Origin of the sequence: Modestobacter sp. Leaf380 (assembly GCF_001424485.1) — a bacterium.
Classification (GTDB): Bacteria; Actinomycetota; Actinomycetes; order Mycobacteriales; family Geodermatophilaceae; genus Klenkia.
On the sequence record NZ_LMQC01000012.1, the window covers coordinates 1 to 22,272 of the forward strand.

20 protein-coding genes are annotated in these 22,272 nt (G+C 72.7%); 9 read left to right on the plus strand and 11 right to left on the minus strand.

The window, feature by feature from the left end:
* Positions 1–244 precede the first annotated feature (244 nt).
* Positions 245–1,297, plus strand: coding sequence for an IS110 family transposase (locus ASG41_RS07925; RefSeq protein ID WP_056292415.1), 1,053 nt, complete (start codon positions 245–247; stop codon positions 1,295–1,297).
* 34 nt (positions 1,298–1,331) lie between these two features.
* On the opposite strand, the gene ASG41_RS23515 is transcribed toward ASG41_RS07925, so the two are convergent.
* The 5 genes from ASG41_RS23515 to eat form a co-directional block, all read right to left on the minus strand.
* A complete protein-coding gene (locus tag ASG41_RS23515) occupies positions 1,332–1,466 on the minus strand; it encodes a DUF2382 domain-containing protein (RefSeq protein WP_369800001.1) in 135 nt (44 codons plus the stop codon).
* A 173-nt stretch (positions 1,467–1,639) separates the two neighbouring features.
* The gene (locus ASG41_RS07930) at positions 1,640–2,176 is read right to left on the minus strand and encodes a hypothetical protein (protein WP_157519193.1); all 537 of its coding nucleotides are present in this window, start codon (positions 2,174–2,176) and stop codon (positions 1,640–1,642) included.
* Positions 2,177–2,194: 18 nt separating this feature from the next.
* On the minus strand, positions 2,195–2,953 hold the full coding sequence (gene eutC, locus ASG41_RS07935) for an ethanolamine ammonia-lyase subunit EutC (protein ID WP_235564633.1): 759 nt from the start codon (positions 2,951–2,953) through the stop codon (positions 2,195–2,197).
* A gap of 85 nt (positions 2,954–3,038) precedes the next feature.
* Positions 3,039–4,451: an ethanolamine ammonia-lyase subunit EutB gene (locus tag ASG41_RS07940; protein ID WP_056292420.1), complete on the minus strand. Its 1,413-nt coding sequence runs from the start codon at positions 4,449–4,451 to the stop codon at positions 3,039–3,041.
* Complete coding sequence (eat, locus tag ASG41_RS07945) at positions 4,448–5,872, minus strand: ethanolamine permease (protein ID WP_056292422.1); 1,425 nt, start codon at positions 5,870–5,872, stop codon at positions 4,448–4,450. Before eat ends, ASG41_RS07940 begins: the two co-directional genes overlap by 4 nt.
* A 185-nt stretch (positions 5,873–6,057) precedes the next feature.
* On the opposite strand from eat, the gene ASG41_RS07950 reads away from it, so the two are divergent.
* Complete coding sequence (locus ASG41_RS07950; RefSeq protein ID WP_056292424.1) at positions 6,058–6,612, plus strand: RNA polymerase sigma factor; 555 nt, start codon at positions 6,058–6,060, stop codon at positions 6,610–6,612.
* Positions 6,609–7,769, plus strand: a complete 1,161-nt coding sequence (locus ASG41_RS07955; protein ID WP_056292427.1) for a hypothetical protein — start codon at positions 6,609–6,611, stop codon at positions 7,767–7,769. Before ASG41_RS07950 ends, ASG41_RS07955 begins: the two co-directional genes overlap by 4 nt.
* An 11-nt stretch (positions 7,770–7,780) precedes the next feature.
* Here the strand turns inward: ASG41_RS07955 and ASG41_RS07960 are convergent, their stop codons facing one another.
* Positions 7,781–8,875 (minus strand): glutamate--cysteine ligase, encoded by a 1,095-nt coding sequence (locus ASG41_RS07960; protein WP_056292429.1) that lies wholly within the window; start codon positions 8,873–8,875, stop codon positions 7,781–7,783.
* Positions 8,876–8,941: 66 nt separating this feature from the next.
* Here ASG41_RS07960 and ASG41_RS07965 point away from each other — a divergent pair, with 66 nt between their 5' ends.
* Positions 8,942–10,207: a M18 family aminopeptidase gene (locus ASG41_RS07965; RefSeq protein WP_235564635.1), complete on the plus strand. Its 1,266-nt coding sequence runs from the start codon at positions 8,942–8,944 to the stop codon at positions 10,205–10,207.
* On the opposite strand, the gene ASG41_RS07970 is transcribed toward ASG41_RS07965, so the two are convergent.
* The 3 genes from ASG41_RS07970 to ASG41_RS07980 all read right to left on the minus strand — a co-directional run bounded on the left by ASG41_RS07970 (position 10,145) and on the right by ASG41_RS07980 (position 14,414).
* Positions 10,145–10,843 carry a maleylpyruvate isomerase family mycothiol-dependent enzyme gene (locus ASG41_RS07970; protein ID WP_082556709.1) on the minus strand — a complete coding sequence of 233 codons (699 nt, stop codon included), beginning with the start codon at positions 10,841–10,843 and terminating at the stop codon, positions 10,145–10,147. The genes ASG41_RS07965 and ASG41_RS07970 overlap by 63 nt on opposite strands.
* A 78-nt stretch (positions 10,844–10,921) precedes the next feature.
* Positions 10,922–13,342, minus strand: a complete 2,421-nt coding sequence (uvrA, locus tag ASG41_RS07975; protein WP_056292432.1) for an excinuclease ABC subunit UvrA — start codon at positions 13,340–13,342, stop codon at positions 10,922–10,924.
* 46 nt (positions 13,343–13,388) lie between these two features.
* The gene (locus tag ASG41_RS07980; protein WP_056292438.1) at positions 13,389–14,414 is read right to left on the minus strand and encodes an AAA family ATPase; all 1,026 of its coding nucleotides are present in this window, start codon (positions 14,412–14,414) and stop codon (positions 13,389–13,391) included.
* Between the two features lie 109 nt (positions 14,415–14,523).
* Between ASG41_RS07980 and ASG41_RS07985 the strand changes: the two genes are divergently transcribed.
* The 4 genes from ASG41_RS07985 to fae all read left to right on the plus strand — a co-directional run bounded on the left by ASG41_RS07985 (position 14,524) and on the right by fae (position 19,458).
* A complete protein-coding gene (locus ASG41_RS07985) occupies positions 14,524–16,185 on the plus strand; it encodes a glycoside hydrolase family 13 protein (RefSeq protein ID WP_056292440.1) in 1,662 nt (553 codons plus the stop codon).
* Between the two features lie 888 nt (positions 16,186–17,073).
* Positions 17,074–17,559: a hypothetical protein gene (locus ASG41_RS23520; RefSeq protein ID WP_157519195.1), complete on the plus strand. Its 486-nt coding sequence runs from the start codon at positions 17,074–17,076 to the stop codon at positions 17,557–17,559.
* A gap of 185 nt (positions 17,560–17,744) precedes the next feature.
* Positions 17,745–18,872: a reverse transcriptase family protein gene (locus tag ASG41_RS22925; protein ID WP_082556710.1), complete on the plus strand. Its 1,128-nt coding sequence runs from the start codon at positions 17,745–17,747 to the stop codon at positions 18,870–18,872.
* Positions 18,873–18,954: 82 nt separating this feature from the next.
* Positions 18,955–19,458 (plus strand): formaldehyde-activating enzyme, encoded by a 504-nt coding sequence (fae, locus tag ASG41_RS07990; RefSeq protein WP_056292442.1) that lies wholly within the window; start codon positions 18,955–18,957, stop codon positions 19,456–19,458.
* Here fae and ASG41_RS07995 read toward each other — a convergent pair.
* A complete protein-coding gene (locus tag ASG41_RS07995; RefSeq protein WP_235564636.1) occupies positions 19,451–20,770 on the minus strand; it encodes an MFS transporter in 1,320 nt (439 codons plus the stop codon). The two genes, fae and ASG41_RS07995, sit on opposite strands and share 8 nt — an antisense overlap.
* A 190-nt stretch (positions 20,771–20,960) precedes the next feature.
* On the opposite strand from ASG41_RS07995, the gene ASG41_RS08000 reads away from it, so the two are divergent.
* Positions 20,961–21,911, plus strand: a complete 951-nt coding sequence (locus ASG41_RS08000) for a hypothetical protein (protein WP_056292444.1) — start codon at positions 20,961–20,963, stop codon at positions 21,909–21,911.
* Here ASG41_RS08000 and ASG41_RS08005 read toward each other — a convergent pair.
* Complete coding sequence (locus ASG41_RS08005) at positions 21,908–22,270, minus strand: hypothetical protein (RefSeq protein WP_235564638.1); 363 nt, start codon at positions 22,268–22,270, stop codon at positions 21,908–21,910. The genes ASG41_RS08000 and ASG41_RS08005 overlap by 4 nt on opposite strands.
* Between the last annotated feature and the right edge of the window lie 2 nt (positions 22,271–22,272).

Genomic DNA, 22,272 nt, shown 5'->3' on the forward strand with positions numbered 1-22,272 from the left:
GGCGTCATCGGGGGTCGTCTGACCCGGTGTGCGGCGTCATCGGGGGTCGTCTGACCCGGTGTGCTGACCGACGCGGTTGCTGTCTTGGCTGAGATCTGTCGGCGGCTCTCGGTGGCGCTGTTGCGCACGTCCGGGCGGGTGGCCGTGACCTCATAGGAGCCTGTGCAAGAGGCACCCATCACTGTCTTGTCCGACCGGCCCGCCCGGACGCGCRTCGCCATCACCGGTGCGAGCGGGAGACGACATGACGAGCATGACCAGCACCCGGCGGGTTGTCACCGTCGGGGTGGACACCCACAGCGACACCCACCACGCGGCAGTCATCGACGAGGTCGGGCGACCTGTGGCCGACGCCGGGTTCGCCACGACCCCGGAGGGTTACCGGGCGCTGCGGGCGTGGGCCAGTGAACACGGTGAGGTCGCCGCGTTCGGGGTGGAGGGCACCGGCGCCTACGGCGCCGGCCTTGCTCGAGACCTTCGGGCTGCCGGTCTGTTGGTCATCGAGGTCGACCGGCCCGACCGCAAGACCCGCCGGCAGCGGGGCAAGAGCGATCCGATCGATGCCTACGCCGCTGCGGCCGCCGTGCTCTCCGGTGCTGCCGCCGGCACCCCGAAGACCCGCGACGGGCGGGTCGAGGCCATCCGCACTCTGCGGGTGGCCCGGCGCAGCGCGATCAAGGCCCGCACCCAGGCGATCAACCAGCTCAAGGCGGTCGTGCTCACCGGCCCGGCCGAGCTGCGCCAGGCCCTGGCCRGGCAGTCCACCCGAGAACTGCTGGCCACGTGCAGGCGGCTGCGCACCACCGACCAGCCAGCCCGGGCTACCGACCCGGTCACCGCGGCCACCAAGATCACCCTGCGTCGACTGGCCCGACGCATCCTCGCTCTCACCGAGGAGATCACCGAAGCCGACAGCGACCTGCGGCCCCTGGTCCAGGTGACAGCCCCGGCGCTGCTGGCCGTCTACGGCGTGGGCACCGAAGTCGCCGCCCAGCTGCTGGTCACCACCGGGGACAACCCGGACCGGCTGCGCTCGGAGGCAGCCTTCGCCCAGCTCTGCGGCACCGCACCGCTACCSGCSAGCAGCGGCCGCACCACACGGCACCGGCTCAACCGCGGCGGTGACCGGCACGCCAACTACGCGCTGCACGTCATCGCCCTGGTCAGGCTCTCCGCCCACCAACCCACCCGCGACTACGCCGAACGACGACGAGCCCAAGGCCTCAGCAACCTCGAGATCATCCGCTGCCTCAAGCGCTACATCGCCCGCGAGATCCACCACGTCCTGACCACTTGACGAGGCATAGGAGCATCTCAGCCCACTGCCCGGGTCAGCTCCGGCCCTCCTCGTGGGAGACCGGCACGGTGCGGGTCACGTTCTCGGTGACGACGTGCTTGCGCAGCCGGGCCCGGCCCGCCTCGACCGACTCGGTCCCGACGTCGAGCCGCTCCTCGGAGCGGGTCATCGCGTCGTCCGTCGTGGGGCCGGAGGTGTCCCGCCCGACGGTGCCGCGGGAGTCGTCGTCGCGGGTGTCGGCGCTGTGCTGGTCAGCAACCTCGAGATCATCCGCTGCCTCAAGCGCTACATCGCCCGCGAGATCCACCACGTCCTGACCACTTGACGAGGCATAGGAGCATCTCAGCCGGCCAGTTCCCGGGCGGTCGCGGCGGCGAAGGCCCAGCGCGGCGGCAGGTCCCACTCGCCGTCCCAGTCCTCCCACTGCTCGTCGGTGAGGTCCAGGCCGGTCTCCTCCTCGCGAAGCGTCGTCCCGCGGAGGTACCAGGCGGTGCTGGCGTACTCGCTCTCGCAGGTGGTCACCACGTGCACCACGACCCCGGGGTGGGCCGCCGACAGCGCCCGCAGCACGTCCGACGGCGGGGCGAACGCGGTCACCAGCCGGTAGACGAGCCGGTCGGGCGTCCGGACGTCGAGGGTCGCGTCGGTCTCAGGGCGGGCGGTGCCCCACAGCTGCACCGCCCGCTCCCAGTCCCAGGCGTCGACGTCCATGCCGCTGGGCACGATCGTCTCCAGGGAGAACACGCTCCCGGGGGACGTCGTCCGCCGCAGCAGCCCGCGTCGGTCGACGTCGGGCGCGGCGACCGCGGCCTCGACCCGGGCCAGCGCGCCCGGGTCGGGCGACCAGACCGTCACCGTGCTCACCGCGTTGTTCGCCACGTCGGGAAGCGTGCCAGCTCAGCCGGCGCCCGGCGGCAGCGCGATCCCCTCGTCCTTGAGCACGACCCCGGAGGCACCCAGCTCCCGACTGGCCTGCAGCAGCCCGACCAGGGTGTCCGCGGCCTGCGCGTAGCCCAGCCCGTGCGGCGGGCGCACGTTGGAGATGCAGTTTCGCTCGCTGTCGGCGCGGCCGGTGCGCGGGCCGAAGGTCAGGTACAGCCCCAGGCTGTCCGCCGAGGACAGGCCGGGCCGCTCCCCCACCAGGACGACGACCATCCGCGCACCGAGCGCCTCGCCGACCGGGTCGCCCAGGGCCACCCGGGCCTGGTGCGCGACGACGATCGGCGCGATCGACCAGCCGGGCAACCGCTCCAGCACGGCGGCGACGGTCCCGGCGGCGTGCTCCTCGACGGCCCGCGGGGACAGCCCGTCGGCCACCACGAGGGCGAGGTCGTGGTCGCCGGCGGGCAGCTCGGTGTCCTCAGCCAGCCGCCGGCCGAGGTCGGGGCGCTGCAGGTAGGTGGCCCGGTCGGGGGCGGCCGAGCGCACCTCCAGCACGTCGAGCCCGGTCTGCCGCAGGCCCGCCACGACGGAGGCGGCGTCCAGCGGTGAGTGGACGGCGTCCCGGGCGGCGGCGTGCGCGGCCTTGAACTCCAGCAGCCGCGCGGTGGGCAGGCCGTCCCCGGCGCGGCCGAGCGCGACCCGGGCCCGGGTGGCGTTGCGCAGCACGTCCCACGGGTCGGGGTCCTTGGGGTGCGAGGAGGGCACGACGTTCACCGGGTCCTCCGCAGCGGACGCAGGGTGCTGACCAGCAGCCGCCAGACCACGCGCCACTCCCCCGCCTGGTGCGGGTGCCGCCGGCTCACCGGGCGGCCGCCAGCAGCGCGCGGGCCTGCGGGGCGTCGGCGGTGAGCTCGCGGACCCGGCCGGCGCCGTCCACGAGGTCCATCCGCTGCAGCCACGCCTCGAACTCCGGCGCGGGCCGCAGGTCGAGCACCTGGCGGGCGGTGAGCACGTCCTGGAAGGACAGCGACTGGTAGTGCAGCATCACGTCGTCCGAGCCCGGGACGGCGATGACGAACGAGCAGCCCGCGGCCCCGAGCAGCAGGGTCAAGGTGTCGGTGTCGTCGCCGTCGACGTCGGTGTGGTTCGTGTAGCAGACGTCGACGCCCATCGGCAGGCCGAGCAGCTTGCCGCAGAAGTGGTCCTCCAGGCCGGCCCGGATGACCTGCTTGGCGTCGTACAGGTACTCCGGCCCGATGAACCCGACGACGGTGTTGACCAGCAGCGGGTCGTAGTGGCGGGCGACGCCGTAGGCCCGGCACTCCAGGGTCTGCTGGTCCACCGGCGCCCCGCCCACGCCCAGGTGCGCACCGGCCGACAGCGCCGAGCCCTGCCCGGTCTCGAAGTAGCTGACGTTGGTCCCGACCGTGCCCCGCTTGAGCTCGCGGGCAGCGGTGACCGCCTCGTCGAGCAGCGCGAGGGTCACCCCGAAGCCCTCGTTGCCGCCCTGGGTGCCGGCGACGGACTGGAACACCAGGTCGACCGGCGCGCCCTGCTCGATGGCCCGCAGCGTCGTCGTCACGTGGGCGAGGACGCAGGACTGCGTGGGGATCTCGTACCGGGTGATGACGGCGTCGATGAGCTCGAGCAGCGCGATGGTCTGCGCCGGGGAGTCGGTCGCCGGGTTGATCCCGATGACGGCGTCCCCGCAGCCGTGCAGCAGCCCGTCCAGCAGCGAGGCGGTGACGCCGACCGCGTCGTCGGTGGGGTGGTTGGGCTGCAGCCGGGACGCCAACCGGCCGGGCAGCCCGATCGTGGAGCGCAGCCCGGTGACCACCCGGGCCCGCCGGCCGACGGCGATCAGGTCGGCGTTGCGCATCAACTTGGAGACGGCGGCGACCATCTCCGGGGTGAGACCGCGGGCCAGCCCGGTGATGGCCGCCTCGTCGCCCTCGGCCGCGCGGGCCAGCAGCCACTCCCGGAACCCGCCGACGGTCAGCGAGCGGACCGGCGCCAGGGCGTCGACGTCCAGGGTGTCCAGGACGAGGCGGGTGACGTCGTCCTCGTCGTAGCCGACGACCTGCTCGTCGAGGAACGTGGTGAGCGGCAGGTCGGCGAGCACCACCTGGGCGGCGACCCGTTCGGCCTCCGAGGAGGCCGCACACCCGGCGAGGACGTCGCCGGAGCGCGCCGGCGTCGCCTTGGCCATGACCTCGACCAGGGACGGGAACTCGTGGGTGTGGCCCGACAGCGTCGTCCGGCGCGCGGTCATCGGACGTCGTCCGCGGCGGCGGCGAGTGCCTCGAACTCCTCCTCGGGGGCCGACGCGACCAGGTGGTGCCGGCTGTAGAGGGCGAAGTAGGCCAGGAAGGCGAGCAGCGCGAGCAGGGTGAGCCCGGCGGCGAGCGGGTCGACCAGGAAGGTGGCCAGCACGGCGAGGACGGCGAGCACCAGCGCGATGCCGGTGGTGACGGTGCCGCCGGGGGTCCGGTAGGGCCGCTCGAGGTCGGGCTCGCGGCGGCGCAGGACGATGTGGCTGACCATCATCAAGACGTAGGACACCGCCGCCCCGAAGACCGCCATGTTGAGCAGCACGGCGCCCTGGCCGGTGAGGGTGAGCAGGAAGCCGATGACGCCGGGGACGATCAGCGCGAGCACCGGGGCCTTGCGGCTGTTGGTCACCGACAGCGAGCGCGGCAGGTAGCCGGCGCGGGAGAGGGCGAAGGTCTGCCGGCTGTAGGCGTAGACGATGGAGAAGAAGCTGGCGACCAGGCCGACGAGGCCCATGTAGTTCACGACGGTCTGCAGGGTGCCGGGGGCGAGCCCGTCGACCGGCGGGTTGGCGGAGGTGGAGATGACCTGCGCACCGCCGGCGCCGGTGGTGAAGACCAGCATCAGGACGGCGAGGGTGGCCAGCACCGCCATGGCCGCGACGATGCCCTTGGGCATGGACCGGGCCGGGTCCTTGGCCTCCTCGCTGGCCAGCGGCACGCACTCGACGGCGAGGAAGAACCAGATCGCGAAGGGGAACGCGGCCCAGACGCCGAGGATGCCGAAGGGCAGCCACTCGGAGGCGCCGGCGGCGTCGGTGGGGGCGATGTCGGTGAGGTTGGCGGCGTCGAAGGCGGGGATCGCGCCGAGCAGGAAGAGCACCAGGCCGACGACGGCGACCGCGGCGATGGCCATCATCACCTTGAGCGCCTCGCCGACGCCCATCAGGTGGATGCCGATGAACAGGGCGTAGACGGCCAGGTAGACCCACCAGCCGTCGGTGATGCCGAACAGCCCGAGGGACTCCACGTAGCCGCCGATGAAGGTGGCGATGGCGGCCGGGGCGATGGCGTACTCGATGAGGACGGCGATGCCGGTGGCGTAGCCGCCCCACGGGCCCAGTGCGCGGCGGGCGAAGGTGTAGCCGCCGCCCGCGGTCGGCAGCGCGGCGCCGAGCTCGGCCAGGCCGAACACCATCGCGGTGTACATGACCCCCATCAGGACGACGGCGATCAGCAGCCCGCCGAACCCGCCCTCGGCCAGGCCGAAGTTCCAGCCGGCGTAGTCCCCGGAGATGACGGCAGCGACGCCGAGGCCGGCCAGCAGCACCCACCCGGCGGTGCCGGTGCGCAGCTGTCGTTTCGCCAGGTACTCGCTGGTCCCGGTGGTGGTGCTGGGCGGGGCGGTGGGTTCAGCGGTCACGTCGGGCCTCCGGGACGCCGGCCCCCTCGGACCGGATGCGGCTCACCTTGGACCGCCGACGTCACAGGGGCAATGCCCCGGTGTTACGGACTCCGGAGCGGGCGCGCGACGCCGTCCCGTCGAGGTGTGTAACCGTTCCGCGGGAGCCGGACACTCCCCGGGTGTGAGCACGCTGAGAGGTCTCCGTGGCTGAGTCCGGCGACGCGCGGTTCGACCGCCTGTGGGCCGACCACGCGGCAGCCGTCGTCCGCTACGCCCGGTCCCGTGTCCTGCCCGACGACGTCGAGGACGTCGTGGCCGACACCTTCACCGTCGCGTGGCGGCGGCTGGAGGAGGTGCCCGAGTTCGGGCTCCCGTGGCTGTTGGGGGTGGCGCGCGGGGTGGCGGCCAACGCCCGCCGGACCCGTCGGCGTCAGGGCGCGCTGTCCGAGCGGCTGCTCGCGTTGGCCGACGGCGCCCATGGTGGCGACGTCGCGGACGACGTCTGGCCGCTGCTGGACACCGACAGCGCCACCTTCGCCGCGTTGCGCGCCCTGTCTGATGCCGACCGCGAGCTGCTCACGCTGCTCGCCTGGAACGGCCTCACCCCCGAGGAGGCGGCGGAGGCCCTGGGTTGCTCCCGCGGGGCACTGCGGGTGCGACTGCACCGGGCCCGCCGCCGCTTCACCCAGCTCGTCGACGTGGCAGGCGAGATCGACTTCGACCGGACCCCAGCCCCGCACCGTGGAGGCACCCCGTGACCGACCCCCTCATCGACCGGCTGACCCACCACGCACCCGCCGACCTGGACACCGCCGAGCTGAGCGCACTCCTGACCCGAGCACGGGCCCGGGTCGACGCCGGACGCACAGCCGCTCCCCGGTCCGGGGCGCGACGGCTGCGCCCCCGCACCCGACTGGCCCTGGTCGCGGCTGCGGCGGCCGTGCTGACGGCGGTCCCCATCGTGGTGGACGTCGTGGGCCAGGACGAGGACGGCACCGCGCCACCCGGCCTGTCCCTGGCGGTCGCGGTCGCGCAGAACGGCGAGTTCGCCTGCGCGAACGGCTTCGCCACCGCCGTCGACCCGGCGCAGGCTGAGGTCCGCCTGCTGCCGGACGAGCTGCCACCCGGTTGGGAGTACAGCGAGATCTTCGTCCGGCACGAGAGGTCACAGAACTGCGACGTCCCGTCCTTGGTGGCGCTGCAGCTCGACTCCACTGGCGTGGTGACCGGTCGGCTCGCGATCCGAGGTCCGGTGGAGGCCTACGTGAACGCACCGGTGGTCGATCGGGACTCGGTCCCCGACACCGTCTTCGGCGCGTCGGCCCGCCGTTTCGACTACGCCGTCGACCCTGCCGGCCCGATCGACGCCGAGATCCACCGGTGGTTGTGGACCGACTCCAGCGGTCGGCAGTGGACCGCTGAGGTCGTCGGTCTCGGACTGGAGGAGGCGCGCCGCCAACTGGACGGTGTCACGGTCGATGGACCGGACGTCACCTGGCAGGCGGTCGATTCCGCCTGGTCGCTGATCCACCTCCGCACCGGCGACCCGTACGTGCTCCCGACCGGTGGGACCAGCTGGACCGTCGGCGCTGACGGCGGGCTCGGGGGTCGTGGCTTCGACGTCCACAGCAACCCCGAGCCGCACGTGCCTGCGGCCGCGTCCGCCTGGGTCGACGACCGGCTGACCGAGCTGGACGGACGGCCGGCTGTGGTCAGCCCGGTCCGCGGCAGCGAGGCCGAGGGCGGGCCTCCGGGCTCCCCTGGGTACATCACCCTCGCGGTGGACGTCGAACCCGGCGTCACGGCCATCAGCCGATTCGTCCCCGGCGACCTGGCTTCGGTGGAGGCCATGCTGGGCTCGCTGCGCCAGGTGCCGCCGGACGACCCACGGATCGAGGCGTACGGGGAGGAGTAGCCGGGCCCGCCTCAGACGGCGGTGCGCCCCACCCGCAGCAGGTCCCGGACGACGGCGCCGGGGTCGCCGTCCTCGGCGAGGACCCGCCGCTGGCGGGCGGCCGACGTCCCGCGGGCGAGGAGCTGCTCGGCCAGCGCGGTGACCTCGGCCAGCTCGCCGCGGCTGTCCAGGTCCTCGCGCAGTTCGGCGAGCAGTGCCCGGACGGCGTCCGCGGCGTGCACGCGGGTGCCGGTGAGCGGGTCGACGAGCTGGCCGCCGAGGCCGTGCCGGGCGGCGTGCCAGCGGGCCGCGCGCAGCAGCTCGGGCCGGACGACCGGTGCCGGGGTGTCCAGCCGGCCGGCCAGGGTGCTGACCAGGGAGCGGCACAGCGCGGCGTGCAGGACGGCGTCGTCGGGGTCGGTGCAGACGTCGCCCATCCGGAACTCGACGGTGGGCACGTGGGTGGAGGGACGCAGGTCCCAGTAGACCTGCGAGCCGTCGGGGACCATGCCGGTGCCGACGAGGGAGGCGATGACGGCGCGGTAGCCGTCGGCGTCCCCCATCGGCTCGGGCGGGCCGGACACCGGCCAGCGGGACCACCAGACGGTGCGCCAGGACTCGTGGCCGGTGTCGGCGCCGGTGTGGAACGGCGAGCTGCCGGTCATCGCCAGCAGCAGCGGGAGATACGGGCGGGCCCGGTCCATGACGCCGACGGCGACGTCGAGGGAGTCGACGCCGACGTGCACGTGGGTGCCGCAGATGTCCTGGCCGAGCGCGAGGCCGGCCCAGCGCTGGACCATCGCGCGGTAGCGGGGGGCGTCGGTGAGGACGAGGTCGCTGACGGCGGCCGTGGGGTGGGTGCTGGCGGCGAGGACGGTGAGCCCGTCGGTCTGCGCGGCGGCGACGGCCTCCAGGCGGGTGGCGACCAGGGCGGCGCGGACCTCGTCGAGGGTGCGGCACACGCCGGTCGCCGTCTCCAGCTGGGTCGTGGAGATCTCGGGCTGGACGTGCGGGCCGGCCTCGCCGCGGACGGCGGCGTCGGCGACGGCGGAACTGGCGGCCAGCGCGCCGGTGGTGGGGTCGACGAGGTGGAACTCCTCCTCGACGCCCAGGGTGGAACCGGTCATGCGGGGACTCCAGGTGATCGTGCAGGGCGCGGCGGGGAACGGTACGGGGTGCGCGAGACTGGTGACGTGGACCTCTCCCTCGGTGACGACCTCCGCGCGTTCGTCGACGCCTCGCCCTCCCCCGGCCACGCGGCCGCCGAGATCGCCCGCCGGTTGACCGCGGGCGGGTTCCGAGAGCTGGCCGAGACCGACCTGTGGGAGCTGTCGCCCGGGGCCGCCGTGTTCACGGTGCGCGGGGCGAGCGTGGTGGCCGTGCGGGTGGGCACCGAGCCCACGGCGGAGGCCGGGCTGCGGATCATCGGCGCGCACACCGACTCCCCCACGTTCAAGGTGCGCCCGCGGTGGGACGTGCGGCAGGCCGGCTACCGACTGGTCGGCGTGGAGCCCTACGGCGGCGGCCTGTGGCACACCTGGCTGGACCGCGACCTCACCGTCGCCGGCCGGCTGGCGCTGCGCGGTGGGACGACGACGCTGGTCACGCTCCCCGGTGCACCGCTGCGGCTGCCCTCTCTGGCGATCCACCTGGACCGCTCGGTGCGGGAGGGCCTGACCCTCGACCCGCAGCGCCACCTGCAGCCCGTGTGGGGCGCCGACCTGGGCACCGAGCCCGGCCTGCTGGAGGCCCTGTCGACTGCCGCCGGCGTCTCGGCCGGGGACGTCGTCGGCCACGACCTGGTGCTCGCCGACACCCAGCCCGCGGCCCGCGCCGGGGCAGACGGCTCGTGGATCGCCGCGCCCCGGCTGGACGACCTGGCCTGCTGCCACTCGGGGCTGCTGGCGCTGCTGGGCGTTTCCGCGGAAACGCGTCACACCCAGGTGCTGGTCTGCAACGACCACGAGGAGGTCGGCTCCGGCTCGGCGTCCGGTGCGCGCGGCTCGTTCCTGGAGGACGTGATCGGCCGGCTGGCCGGACCGGAGCCGCAGGCGTTCGCCCGGACCATCGCGGCGTCCAAGTTGGTCAGTGCGGACATGGCGCACGCGGTGCACCCGACCCGCTCGGAGCGGCACGAGCCCTCGCACCAGCCGGTGCTGGGTGGTGGGCCGGTGCTCAAGCTGAACGCAAACCAGGCCTACGCGACGGATGCGGTGTCGGGTGGGTGGTTCACCGAGCGGTGCGAGGCGGCCGGGGTGCCGGTGCAGCACTTCGTCACCCGCGCCGACCTGCCCTGCGGCTCCACGATCGGACCCCTGACGGCCACGCGGCTGGGGCTGTCGACGGTGGACGTGGGCGCTCCGCAGCTGGCCATGCACTCCGTACGGGAACTGGCGTCAGCCGAGGACGTCCCGCTGATGGTCCAGACCTTCCGCAGCTGCCTGGGGACGACCGGCTGACCCAGCGGCGGATCGACTCGCGGCTGCGAGCACGCTGACCCCCGGTCCGCGCAGGTCGTCCAGCGAGACCCGCCGCGCGCAGGCCACCAGCAGCAGCGTCAACACCGGGCCCTGCACCTCCGGCCCGCCGCCCACCGCTACGTCGGCATCAATCGCGCGCAGGCGGACGGCCGCCACCAGGTCCTTCGCGCCGCCGAGCGAGGCCGGGGTGCGGGCCTGCAGGAGGAGGGCCCGGGTGAGGACCTCTGACGGATGGGTGCGGGAGAGGCCGAGGGGTTGCCGGATGTCCTCCCCGTGGACGACCTCCTCCACCAGCCGACTGTCCAACGGAGCCGGCGGGGTCGACCGCCGTGACGCGACCTGGCGCAACCGGTCGAGCGTCTGCTGCGGCGTGGCGCCGCGCTCGCGCTGCACGCCGCGGGCGTTGAGCCGGTCGAAGTCGAAGCGCGATCGGACGAGACCGCCCACGAACCCGAGCCGGGTCGTCCGGGCCGAGTCGATCAGATGGGCGACGACGTCGTGCACCGTCCAGCCCTCGCAGAGGGAAGGCTCGTCCCACCGTGCCGGGTCGACCTCGGCGAGGTCGGCGATCAGCGCGGCACGCTCAGCGTGCACCAGCGGCCAGACGTCGTCCACGGTCTCCTCCATCGGTCAGCAGGCGTCGATGACGGTGAGACCCGTACGGGCCGGGGAACTCATCGGTGGACTGGTCGGTCAGCCCGATGTCGGCAGACGCGGAGTGAGGAACCGGGCGGTCGGGCTCCCCGCCGCGGCCACCTGCTCCGGTGCCCCGCGGGCGACGACGCGGCCGCCGGCGTCGCCACCACCCGGCCCCATGTCCACCACCCAGTCCGCCTGGGCGACGACGTCCATGTCGTGCTCGACCAGCACCACCGTGTTGCCGGCTTCCACGAGCGACTGCAGCTGCCGCATCAGCACCTCGACGTCAGCGGGGTGCAGCCCCGACGTCGGCTCGTCCAGCACGTAGAGCGTGTGCCCGCGCCGGGCGCGCTGCAGCTCGCTCGCCAGCTTCACCCGCTGCGCCTCCCCGCCGGACAGCTCGGTCGCCGGCTGGCCCAGCCGCAGGTAGCCCAGGCCGACCTCGGCCAGCGCGGCCAGGCTGCGGGCGGCCGCGGGCACATCGGCGAAGAACCCCTGCGCGGCCTCGACGGTCAGGTCGAGCACCTCGGCGATGGTCTTGTCGTCCAGCGTGACCTCGAGCGTCTCGGCGTTGTACCGGGCTCCCCCGCACGTCGGGCAGGGCGCGTAGGTGCCGGGGAGGAACAGCAGCTCGACGGTCACCGCACCCTCCCCCTGGCACGTCGGGCAGCGGCCCTCGACGACGTTGAAGGAGAACCGGCCCGCTGACCAGCCCCGCGCCCGGGCCTCGGCGGTGCCCGCGAACAGCTTGCGGACGACGTCGAACAGTCCGGTGTAGGTCGCCAGGTTCGACCTCGGCGTCCGGCCGATCGGCTTCTGGTCCACCCGCACCAGCCGGTCGATCTGCTCCAGCCCTCGCGCCTCGACACCCCCGATGTCGAGCACCTCGTGCTCCTCGTCGTCCGACGGGGTGCCCAGGTGTCGGGCCACCACGTCGGCGAGCACCTGGCTCACCAGCGTCGACTTCCCCGACCCGGACACCCCGGTCACCGCGGTGAGCACGCCCAGCGGCAGCACCAGCTCGACCTCGCGCAGGTTGTGCCGGGTGATCCCCCTCAGCACCAGCTCGCCCGACGACGAGCGCCGGACCCGGGAGACCGGCGGCCGGTCGACCAGGAACGGTCGCGTCACCGACTCCGCCACGTCGGCCAGGCCGGCGACCGGGCCGCTGTAGAGCACCCGCCCACCGTGCACCCCGGCTGCGGGGCCGACGTCGACGATCCAGTCCGCCCGGCGGGCGATCGCCATGTCGTGCTCGATGACGAACAACGAGTTGCCCGCCGCGGTCAGCTGGTCCAGCACGGTGAGCAGCTGCTCGGTGTCCGCCGGGTGCAGACCCGCCGACGGCTCGTCCAGCACGTAGACCACGCCGAACAACCCCGAGCGCAGCTGGGTGGCGATCCGCAGCCGCTGCAGCTCCCCCGGCGACAGCGTGGGCGTCGTCCGGTCCAGCGCCAGGTAGCCCAGGCCCAGGTCGATCAGCACCGCCATCCGGGCCACCAGGTCCGCGACGATGCCCCGCCCCACCTCGGGCAGCTCCGCCGACTCCAGCACCGGGGTCAGCTCGGTCATCGGCAGCTCGGTCAGCTCGGCGATGCTCCGCCCCGCCACGGTGACGGCGAGGGAGTCCGGCCGCAGCCGGCCGCCGCCGCACACCGGGCACGGCCGCGTCGTCACGTACTGCATCACCCGGCGGCGCAGCGTCGGGCTCTTCGTCGCCGCCAGCGTGTGCATCACGTAGGCCCGGGCGCCCTGGTAGCGGCCGACGTAGTCGCGCTGGATCTGACCCGGCCCGCGCACCGGGTGCACGGTGACCTCGGGCTGCTCGTCGGTGAACAGGATCCAGTCCCGCTCCTGCGCGGGGATGTCCCGCCACGGCCGGTCGATGTCGTGGCCCAGCTCGGTGAGGATGTCGCGCAGGTTCTTGCCGTGCCAGGCACCGGGCCAGGCCGCGACCGCGCCGTCCCGGATGCTCAGCGACGGATCGGGCACCAGCGTCTGCTCGGTGACCTCGTGCACCGAGCCCAGCCCCGAGCACTCCGGGCACGCACCGGCCGCGGTGTTCGGGGAGAACGCGTCGGAGTCCAGCCGCCCGGCACCGGCCGGGTAGGTGCCCGCCCGGGACAGCAGCATCCGCAGCGAGTTCGACAGCGTCGTCACCGTGCCCACCGTCGAGCGGCTGCTGGGCGTCCCCCGGCTCTGTTGCAGCGCCACCGCCGGCGGCAGGCCGGTGATCTCCTCCACCGCCGGGGCACCCACCTGCTGGATCAGCCGCCGCGCGTAGGGCGCCACCGACTCGAAGTACCGGCGCTGCGCCTCCGCGTAGATCGTGCCGAACGCCAGCGAGGACTTCCCCGACCCCGACACCCCGGTGAACACGACCAGCGAGTCCCGCGGGACGGCGACGTCCACGTCGCGCAGGTTGTGCTCCCGGGCCCCGCGCACCCGGACGAAGGGGTCACGGTCGTCGGTCACCGACCCAGGCTGCCTTGCCGGCACCCGGCCCGGCGGACCGGGGCCCTCAGGTGAGCCAGCGCTGCCAGCGCGACAGCTCGGGCGCCGTCCCCGGCTCACCGCCCAGCGAGCGGGAGGCCTCGGCGACGTCCTCGGCGGTCAGGGTGGTGACGTCGGACCGGTCCAGCGACCCCATGTCCCGGCTCTCGTCGCGGGCCAGCCGCAGCGCCTGGCGGTTCAGCGCCTGCTCGAACAGGGTGCGGGCGAAGCGCGCGTTGCCGGTGTCCTCACCGGCCTGGACGCCCGCCAGGGTGCGGCGGAGGGTGTCCAGCGCGCCGGCCTCCAGGACGTACTCCTGCTGGGCCACGATGCTCACGAAGATCGCCTCGAGCTCGGCCGTGGAGTAGTCGGGGAACCGGACCTCGCGGGCGAAGCGCGAGCGCAGACCCGGGTTGGACAGCAGGAACGACTCCATGAGCCGGGGGTAGCCGGCCACGATGACCACCAGCCGGTGCCGGTGGTCCTCCATGCGCTTGAGCAGCACCTCGATCGCCTCGGGCCCGAAGTCCTGCCGCCCGTCGCCCTCGGGGGCCAGCGAGTAGGCCTCGTCGATGAACAACACGCCGTCCAGGGCGCTGCGCACCACCCGGTCGGTCTTGATCGCCGTCGCGCCGACGTGCTGGCCGACCAGCGCGGCCCGGTCCACCTCCACCAGGTGGCCCTTCTGCAGCAGCCCGACCGCCCGGTACATCTCGGCCAGCAGCCGGGCGACCGTCGTCTTCCCCGTGCCCGGGTTCCCGAGGAACACCAGGTGTTGGGACGTCGCCGCCTCCGGCAGACCGTGCTCCTTGCGGCGGGCCTGCACCTGCAGGAACGCCACGAGCGCCTGCACCTGCTCCTTCACCGCGGCGAGGCCGACGAGCCCGTCGAGCTCGGACTGGACGACCTCCAGGGGCCGCCCCGGCGGCGTCCGGCCGCCGAAGAGGTCGCCCACGAACTCGTCCACACCCCGTCCGCCGGGCCGCGGGAGCTGCTCGCCCAGGCGGCCGACGGTCTCGCGGAGTTCGTCCAGTGGCCTGCGCCCGAGAGGCATGCCGCGAATGTAGGCGCCGTTCAGCGCTGGCGAGATCCGCCAGAATCCGTCTCACCCTTCTGGTGAGCTGGGCCACAGGTTGTCGGCCCGGGCTGCCGATGACGGAGTCATGGCACCCCGGCTGGCAGCGCTGCCGTCCCCCACAGCGCCCGCGTCCGAGCTGGAGTGGTGGCGCTCCGCCGTCGTCTACCAGGTCTACCTGCGCTCCTTCGCCGACTCCAACGGCGACGGCATCGGTGACCTGGCGGGCCTACGGTCCCGGCTGCCCTACCTGTCCTGGCTGGGCGTGGACGCGCTGTGGATCAACCCGCACTACCCCTCCGGCGGTGCCGACGGCGGCTACGACATCAGCGACTACCGGGCCGTCGACCCCGACTACGGCGACCTCGCCGACCTCGAGGCGGTCATCGCCGACGCCCGGCAACTGGGCCTGCGCGTGGTCCTGGACGTCGTCCCCAACCACACCTCCGACCAGCACGCCTGGTTCCAGGCCGCACTGGCCGACCCCGACGCCCCCGAGGCGTCCAGGTACCACTTCGCACCGCCCTCGGAGGAGCCGCCGAACAACTGGCAGTCCCTCTTCGGCGGGCCGGCCTGGTCACGCACCCCCGACGGCCGCTGGTACCTGCACCTGTTCGCCCCCGAGCAGCCCGACCTGAACTGGCGCGACCCCGCCGTCGCCGACGACTTCGACACCACCCTGCGGTTCTGGCTGGACCGCGGCGTCTCCGGCTTCCGGGTCGACGTCGCCTACGGCCTGATCAAGGACGCCGGCCTGCGGGACAACCCCGGCGCCTACTCCCCCACCCTCTTCGGGCACGGCCCCGAGCAGGCCATGACCTGGAACCAGCCCGAGGTGCACGACGTGTGGCGCCGGTGGCGCGCGATCTGCGACGAGTACCCCGGCAGCATGCTGGTCGGCGAGGTCTGCCTGGCCGACCTCGACCAGGTCGCGAAGTACTCCCGCCCCGACGAGCTGCACCAGTCCTTCTCCTTCCGGCTGATCAAGTCCGGCTGGGACACCGCCGCCTTCGCCGACGGCGTGCAGACCGCCCTGGACGCCTTCGCCACCGTCGGCGCCCCGGTCTCCTGGGTGCTCGGCAACCACGACAAGGACCGTCAGGTCAGCCGGTTCGGCGGCGGCGCGCTCGGCACCGCCCGCGCCCGGGCCGCGGCGCTGCTGATGCTGTCGCTGCCCGGCTCGCCCTACCTGTACGCCGGCGACGAGCTGGCCCTGCCGCAGGCCGTCGTGCCCGACGAGGCCAAGCTCGACCCGATCTTCCACCGCAGCGGCGGCGCCCGCGCCGGCCGCGACGGCTGCCGCGTGCCGATGCCGTGGAACGACACCGAGGGCGTCGGCTTCTCCCCCGAGGGCGCCTCCCAGCCGTGGCTGCCGATCCCCGCCGACTGGGCGCAGCACGCCGTCTCCCGGCAGGCCCGCGACGGCAGCTCCACCCTCACCCTCTACCGCCGGGCCCTGGCCCTGCGCGCCGCGCACCCCGCCCTCGGCTCCGGGCAGGCCACCGTCAGCACCGCCGGCGACGTCCTCGTCATCCGCAGCACCGGGGACGACGAGACCGTCGTCTGCCTGCTCAACATGGGCACCGAGACCGTGCTGACTGCGAACCCCGGCACCGTCCTGCTGGCGTCGTCCACGCACGTGAAGGCGACCGCCGGGACTCTCGCGTTGCCCGCGGACACCGCGGTCTGGGTCGTCGAGGATGCACACCGTTCTGCGCCATTCCCAGATGGGTTCGGTGACCCGCATTAGCCGAAGTGACGGAAAGCGCGTATCGGGCTTAGCCTGAGACCAGCCACTTGCGTCAAACCCCGGAGGAGCGCCATGCTGCCAAGCGAGACAACCCGTGGCCGCGCGTGGTTAACAAATTTCTCCGCCTTAGATCAGCCAAGTATGCGGTTGTTGATCGACAGCCTCCAGATTGCCAGTCCCAGTCAAACTCACGTCGGTGTTCGAACGCAACTTGAATTACTCGAAACCAATCTCCAGGACGGAACCGGGTTGCTCTTGCCAGTTCTTTCTATCGAGGATCTCGAACGATCCTTGGCAGAGCTTGCTCGACTTAACAGTCCGACACCCTTGGAGTCGAGCGCGCAACCCGGCACTCGTGGACGGAGCGCGTCAGGCAACGTGCATACCGCCTGGGAAACTTATCAACCAGGAATGCCTATCCTTTCCACTCCGGGAAGCGAGGGCGCCACCGGCAACTTGATTCGCGAACTCACCGGTGATCGACCCGGCCGCGAGCCAAGTTGCTGGCTCCACCCCGCGAGCAGCATTGCGACATTGAGGCGGCAGCACTGTCGCCTCGTCGTTCTGGTCACCGACTACTCTGGGTCCGGGAGACAAGTCGTGGAATTTGCCCGCACCATTCTGCGCAATCCACGGATTAGAAGTTGGCGGTCGCTCGGGTGGCTCCGAGTCGCAGTTGCTAGTTATGCAATATCGCAGACCGCACGCGCAGCTATCGTCAAGTCGGGGTTCATCGATCAGATATCGGTCACTGTGCCCGCACAATCCCTGAATAATGCCCCGTGGACAGATGGCGAGCGCAAGGAGATTGAACGGGTATGCCGTCAGTACGCGCCTCGAAGGCAGCGGAATTCGGCATTGGGCCACAAGGGAAGTGGAGGCCTGTTCATGACCCACATCTCGGTGCCGAATAATCTGCCCAAAGTGCTGAGCCGCCAACCTCCGGGCTGGCAGCCCTTTCTGGACGGCCCCACAGGAAGGATTGTGCCCCGCGAGCTCATTGAAGAACTTGCGGATTTTGCCCCCTCGCACCGTGATCCCGCGGACATCGCGGAAGCAGCTAACCAACTTCGCCTGTCACGCGCCTTGAAATCCGGTCGCCTGAGAGCGCCCGCTGATCAGCTACTCGCACTCCTCGCTCTGCTTGCCCACCGGAATCACGCGGTTCTCGACCTTTCACGCATCATGGGCCTAAGTGAGACACAGTTGCAAGCTATGGTGGCATTCTTGGAACACGTTGGTTTCCTCTCGGAGGACTTGACAGTGACCAAACGGGGCCGAGACGAACTCAAGAACTCGAAACGACTCAAACGCATCGCGACGGCAGGCCTAGACGGGTCCCAAGATCCCTACTACCCTCAGTCCTTAAGGTGAGGTGGCGGGAGGCGCACCTAGTGAAGCCGGTGCCTTGCACCGGTCGGTCGGGCCTTCTGGCCCGAGGACCACGCCTTGGCGTGGTCATCGGACGAGCTGCCGCTACGCGTGGCTGGGCGAGCACACTTCGCCGACGACGACTGGCTGTGCACTCGCCCATCCCTTCGGGAATACACCAAAAGTAGATGAGCCAACCGCCACCTCACCGATATCTTGCTCGCGGAAGAGCCGACGGGGTATCCGAAACCGTCCTCCGCGCAGCGGTTAAAAACACGACCAAGACCGATGCGCATGATGCGCTGTCGATTCTCAGCTTGGGTCACTTGTCTCATCTCACGGGCGCACCGTATCTCTACCTGCGGGGTATTGTTCAGCGGACATCTGACCCTTACGACGACATCATGCGCAAGAAGCAGACCGGCGGAAGTCGGCTGATATCGGCCCCCGAGCCCGTCTTGATGGACGTGCAACGGCTGATCCTAGAACGAGCCCTGACGGGCACACCTATGCACCCAGCGAGCTTCGCATATCGCAGGAAGCGCTCCACCCTGATGTGCGCGCAACAACACGTTGGCGCGAGATGGATGCTCAAGTTTGATCTTCATGACTTTTTTGGGTCCATCACAGAAGTGCAGGTCTATAAAGTCTTCCGCTCACGTGGCTATGAGCCGCTCGTTTCTTTCGAGCTCGCTCGACTTTGCACCCGCTCAACAACCATGCCAAGTTGGTCCACCCGCCATCAAGTCCGATACCCGGTGATTCAATCTTACAATGGCCGTACCCTCGGCTCCCTACCCCAGGGTGGACCCACGAGCGGGGCTCTCGCAAACGCGGTGGCTACACCCCTCGACAACTCTTTAAGCGATCTGTCACACGACCACGGCTTCACCTACACCCGCTACTCAGACGACCTCGTCTTTTCCTCGGCAAACAAGTTTGATCGAACTGTGGCGCGGGCAATAATCAATGCGGTGAGAAGATGTGTTAGCGGTCAGGGATTCCGCCTTCACGCCAAGAAGACACGCATCATTCCGCCCGGTGCGCGGCACATCGTACTAGGCCTCATGCTTAGCGACGACGGCGTCAGGTTGACGCCCGAGTTTCGCCGGCGTATTGAAGTGCATGTGCATGGCGTCTCGACTTTCGGACTACTTGCACACGCGGAGTTTCGGCGCTTTCGGTCCGTATTTTCGTTCATCAATCATGTGGATGGGTGTTTGGCTTTCGCCGAGAGCGTCGAATCCCCCTGGGCGCTGCGACTAAGGGGGGAGTGGCAGCGCGTCCTGCGCAAGGAGGGATTTCCAGCGATGTAGCGTTTCACCTTTCCCCGGTCGATATGTTCAGGGCACCAAAGTAGGGTGTCGGCGGCCGGGTCACCGGACCCGGAGGTCGCGCGTGCTGATCGGTGAGAGCTTCCAGGGCGAGGGCGTCGACGCCGCGCACGTCAACACCGTGCTCGGCCCGCGGACGGGCCCGGTCGGCACCGCCTGGGCGACGGCGCTGGCCACCCCGTCGCAGGGGCACGCGCCGTTCGTCGTCTGCCTGCGGCCCGGGACGGCGGTCAAGCCGTTCACCCTCTTCGTCACCAAGTCCGCGCCGCAGAGCGAGACCCACCAGCGGCTGACCTGGGGTGCTGCGCAGGCCGGCGTCGCCGCCGGGGTCGCGGACGCCGTGGCCGAGGGGGTGCTCGCCCCCGAGCAGTGCGACGACGACGTCGTCATCGCCGCCGTGTGGGTCAACCCCGCCGCCGGCGACGCGGACGCCGTCTTCCACGCCAACCGGGCGGCGACCCTGGAGGCGCTGCGCGACAGCGTGCACCGGCTGCCCACCGCCGACCAGGTCGCCCAGGCACGACTCGGCGTCTCCAACGGCTTCTACCCGGGCCCCGGGGTCAGCTGACCGCGAGCAGCCGCAGGTCCCCCGCGGCGCGGTGCACCGGGGCCAGGTCCAGCACCGGCAGGGCGGGCAGCGCCGGGAGCGCGGGCAGCCGCACCCGGGCGCCGTCCAGGCAGAGCACCAGCACCGCGGCGACCAGGGCCAGCAGCGCCACCGTGCCCAGCGCGACCGGCAGCCCGGCGTGCGAGGCCAGGAACCCGATGACCGGCGGCCCGCCGAGCAGCCCGGTGTAGCCGACGGTCGTGGACAGCGCGATCCCCGAGGCGCCGCCGAGGGCGCCGGCCCGGGCGATCGCCAGCGGGAACACGTTGGCCAGGCCGAGCCCGACGACGCCGAAGCCGGCCAGCGCGACCGGCACCGAGGACGTCGTCACCACGACCAACGCACCGACGGCGGCCAGCAGCGAACCGCCCACCAGCAGCCGGCGCTCACCGATCCGCGTGACCAGCGTGCCGCCGGCCAGGCGGCCCAGCGCCATGGTCAGCGCGAACCCGGCGTACCCGGCGGCTCCGAGCACCGGAGAGGCGGCGAGGTCCTCGCGCAGGTGCAGGGCACCCCAGTCGGTCAGCGCGCCCTCGCCGTAGGCGGTGGCCCCGGCGATCGCGCCGAGCACGACCAGTGCCGCGGTGGGCCGGGAGGCAGCCGCGGCCCGGCGGACGACGGGCTGCCGGGCGACGGCGGGGTCGGCGTCCGCACCCACCAGGACCGGGACCACCCAGGCGGTGACCAGCAGCCCCAGCCCCGCGACGACGACGAAGTGCGGCAGCACGTCGAGGAAGGAGGCGGCCGCCCCGCCGAGGAGGGCACCGCCCAGCCCGCCGAAGCTGAACGCGGCGTGCATGCCCGACAGCAGCGGCCGGCCCGCGCGGGCCTCCACCTGCACGCCGACGCTGTTGGCCGCGACGTTGACCATCCCGGTCACCGCACCGAACGCCAGCAGCGCGGCGCAGAGCCCGGCGACCGACGTCGCCAGGCCGGGCAGCACCGCGCCCACGCACAACGCGATCGCCGCCAGCGACGCCACCAGGCCGGCGCCCAGCCGGGCGGCGAGCGCACCGGTGAGCTGCATGCAGGCCAGCGCGCCGACCGACAGGCACAGCAGCGCGATGCCCAGTGCGGTGTGGTCGGCGCCGACCTGCGCGCTGACCCCGGGCACCCGGGCGGCCCAGGAGCCGAAGACGAAGCCGTCCAGGGCGAACAGCGCGCAGACGGCGGTGCGCAGCCGGCCCAGCGAGGGCAGCGGCGCCCGGCCGGCGGCCGTGCGCACGAGCCCGGCGACCGGTTCGCGGGCACGCAGGAAGGAGGGAGCAGACACGGGGGTACCTCGACAGAGAAGAAGGAGGGGCGCGGGTGGCGGGGGCGGCACACGACCTCGGGCGCTGACTCCACCGTGCCAGCCGGACCTGGACGGCGCCCCCGAAACGCCCTCATCCGGCCCGTGATCGTCCGCACGTGACGGCGCCCACCGGGTTGCCGAGCGGCCCCGGCGACCGCACGGTCGGACCATGACCGGGTCCTTCACACGGGGGTTGGCCGCGGGCGCGGCCGGCACCACCGTCCTCAATGCCGTCACCCACCTCGACATGGCCCTCCGCGGCCGCGACGCCAGCAGCACCCCGGAGGAGACCATCGACGCCCTCGCCGACGCGGCCGGGCGCAAGGTCCCGGGCAAGCGCGGCGAGAAGGACAACCGGCGCACCGCGCTGGGCGCACTGTCGGGCATCGGCAACGGCGTCGCGGTGGGCGTGCTCGCCAGCCTGGCCCGCACCGCCGGCGTCCGGCTGCCCGCCCCGGTCGGCGCGGTCGCCGTGGGCGCCGCCGCGATGGCCCTCACCGACGGGACGACGACGGCCCTGGGCGTCAGCGACCCGCGCGACTGGTCGGGCACCGACTGGGTCTCCGACGCCCTCCCGCACCTGGCCTACGGCGCCGCCGTGCACGCCGTCGTCGAGGCCATCCCCTCCCCCTCGGACAAGCCGAAGCTCAAGGCCTCCGCCGGGCTGACGCTGCGCTCCGCGCTGCTCGGCGTCGCCACCGGGTGCCGCAGCTCGCTGGGCCTGTCGGCACCCGCGCTGACCAACCCGGCCGCGGGCGCCGTCCGCAAGGTCGGGGCGCTGGCGGCCATCGGCGCCGAGCTCTACGGCGACAAGCAGCCCGGCGTGCCCGAGCGCACCAGCGCCTCCGGCCTGCCGGTCCGGCTGGCCTCGGCCGCCGCGGGTGCCGGGGCGCTGTCCGCCCGCGCCGACGCCAACGCCGCCGTCCCGATGCTCGCCGGGCTGGCCGGTGCCGCCGCCGGGTCGTGGGGCGGGCTGGGCTTCCGCCGCTGGGCGGGCAACCGGGTGCCCGACTGGCAGGCCGGCCTCCTCGAGGACGGCGTCGCGCTCACCCTGGCCCTCGTCGCCACCCTGCCCGGACGCCGCCCGGCGCCGCGCCGGGTCACGCTGACCGCGGTCTAGTCCAGCACCGCCCACAGCCACCCGGGGCCGACCGTCTCGGCCCCGGGCAGCCGGGCCCGCAAACCCCGGTCGGCGGTGACCAGCAGGACGTCGGACTCCCCGGCGGCGGTGGCGACGATCGCGTCGTCCCCGCTGCCGGGCGCCCGGACCAGGCGGACGCCGGCCGGCTCGGGCACGTCCCGCGCCCGGCCCTCGACCACCGCCACGACCGCGTCGACCGGTGACCCGGACGGCGTCGCCACGGCGGGCCAGTCGACGCCCGCCACCCGGTCCAGCAACCGCGCGGTGGCCCCGGCGCGGTCCCGCCACCAGCCGTCGGGCCGGGAGCCCAGCACGTTGGCGGTGTCGATCAGCAGCACGG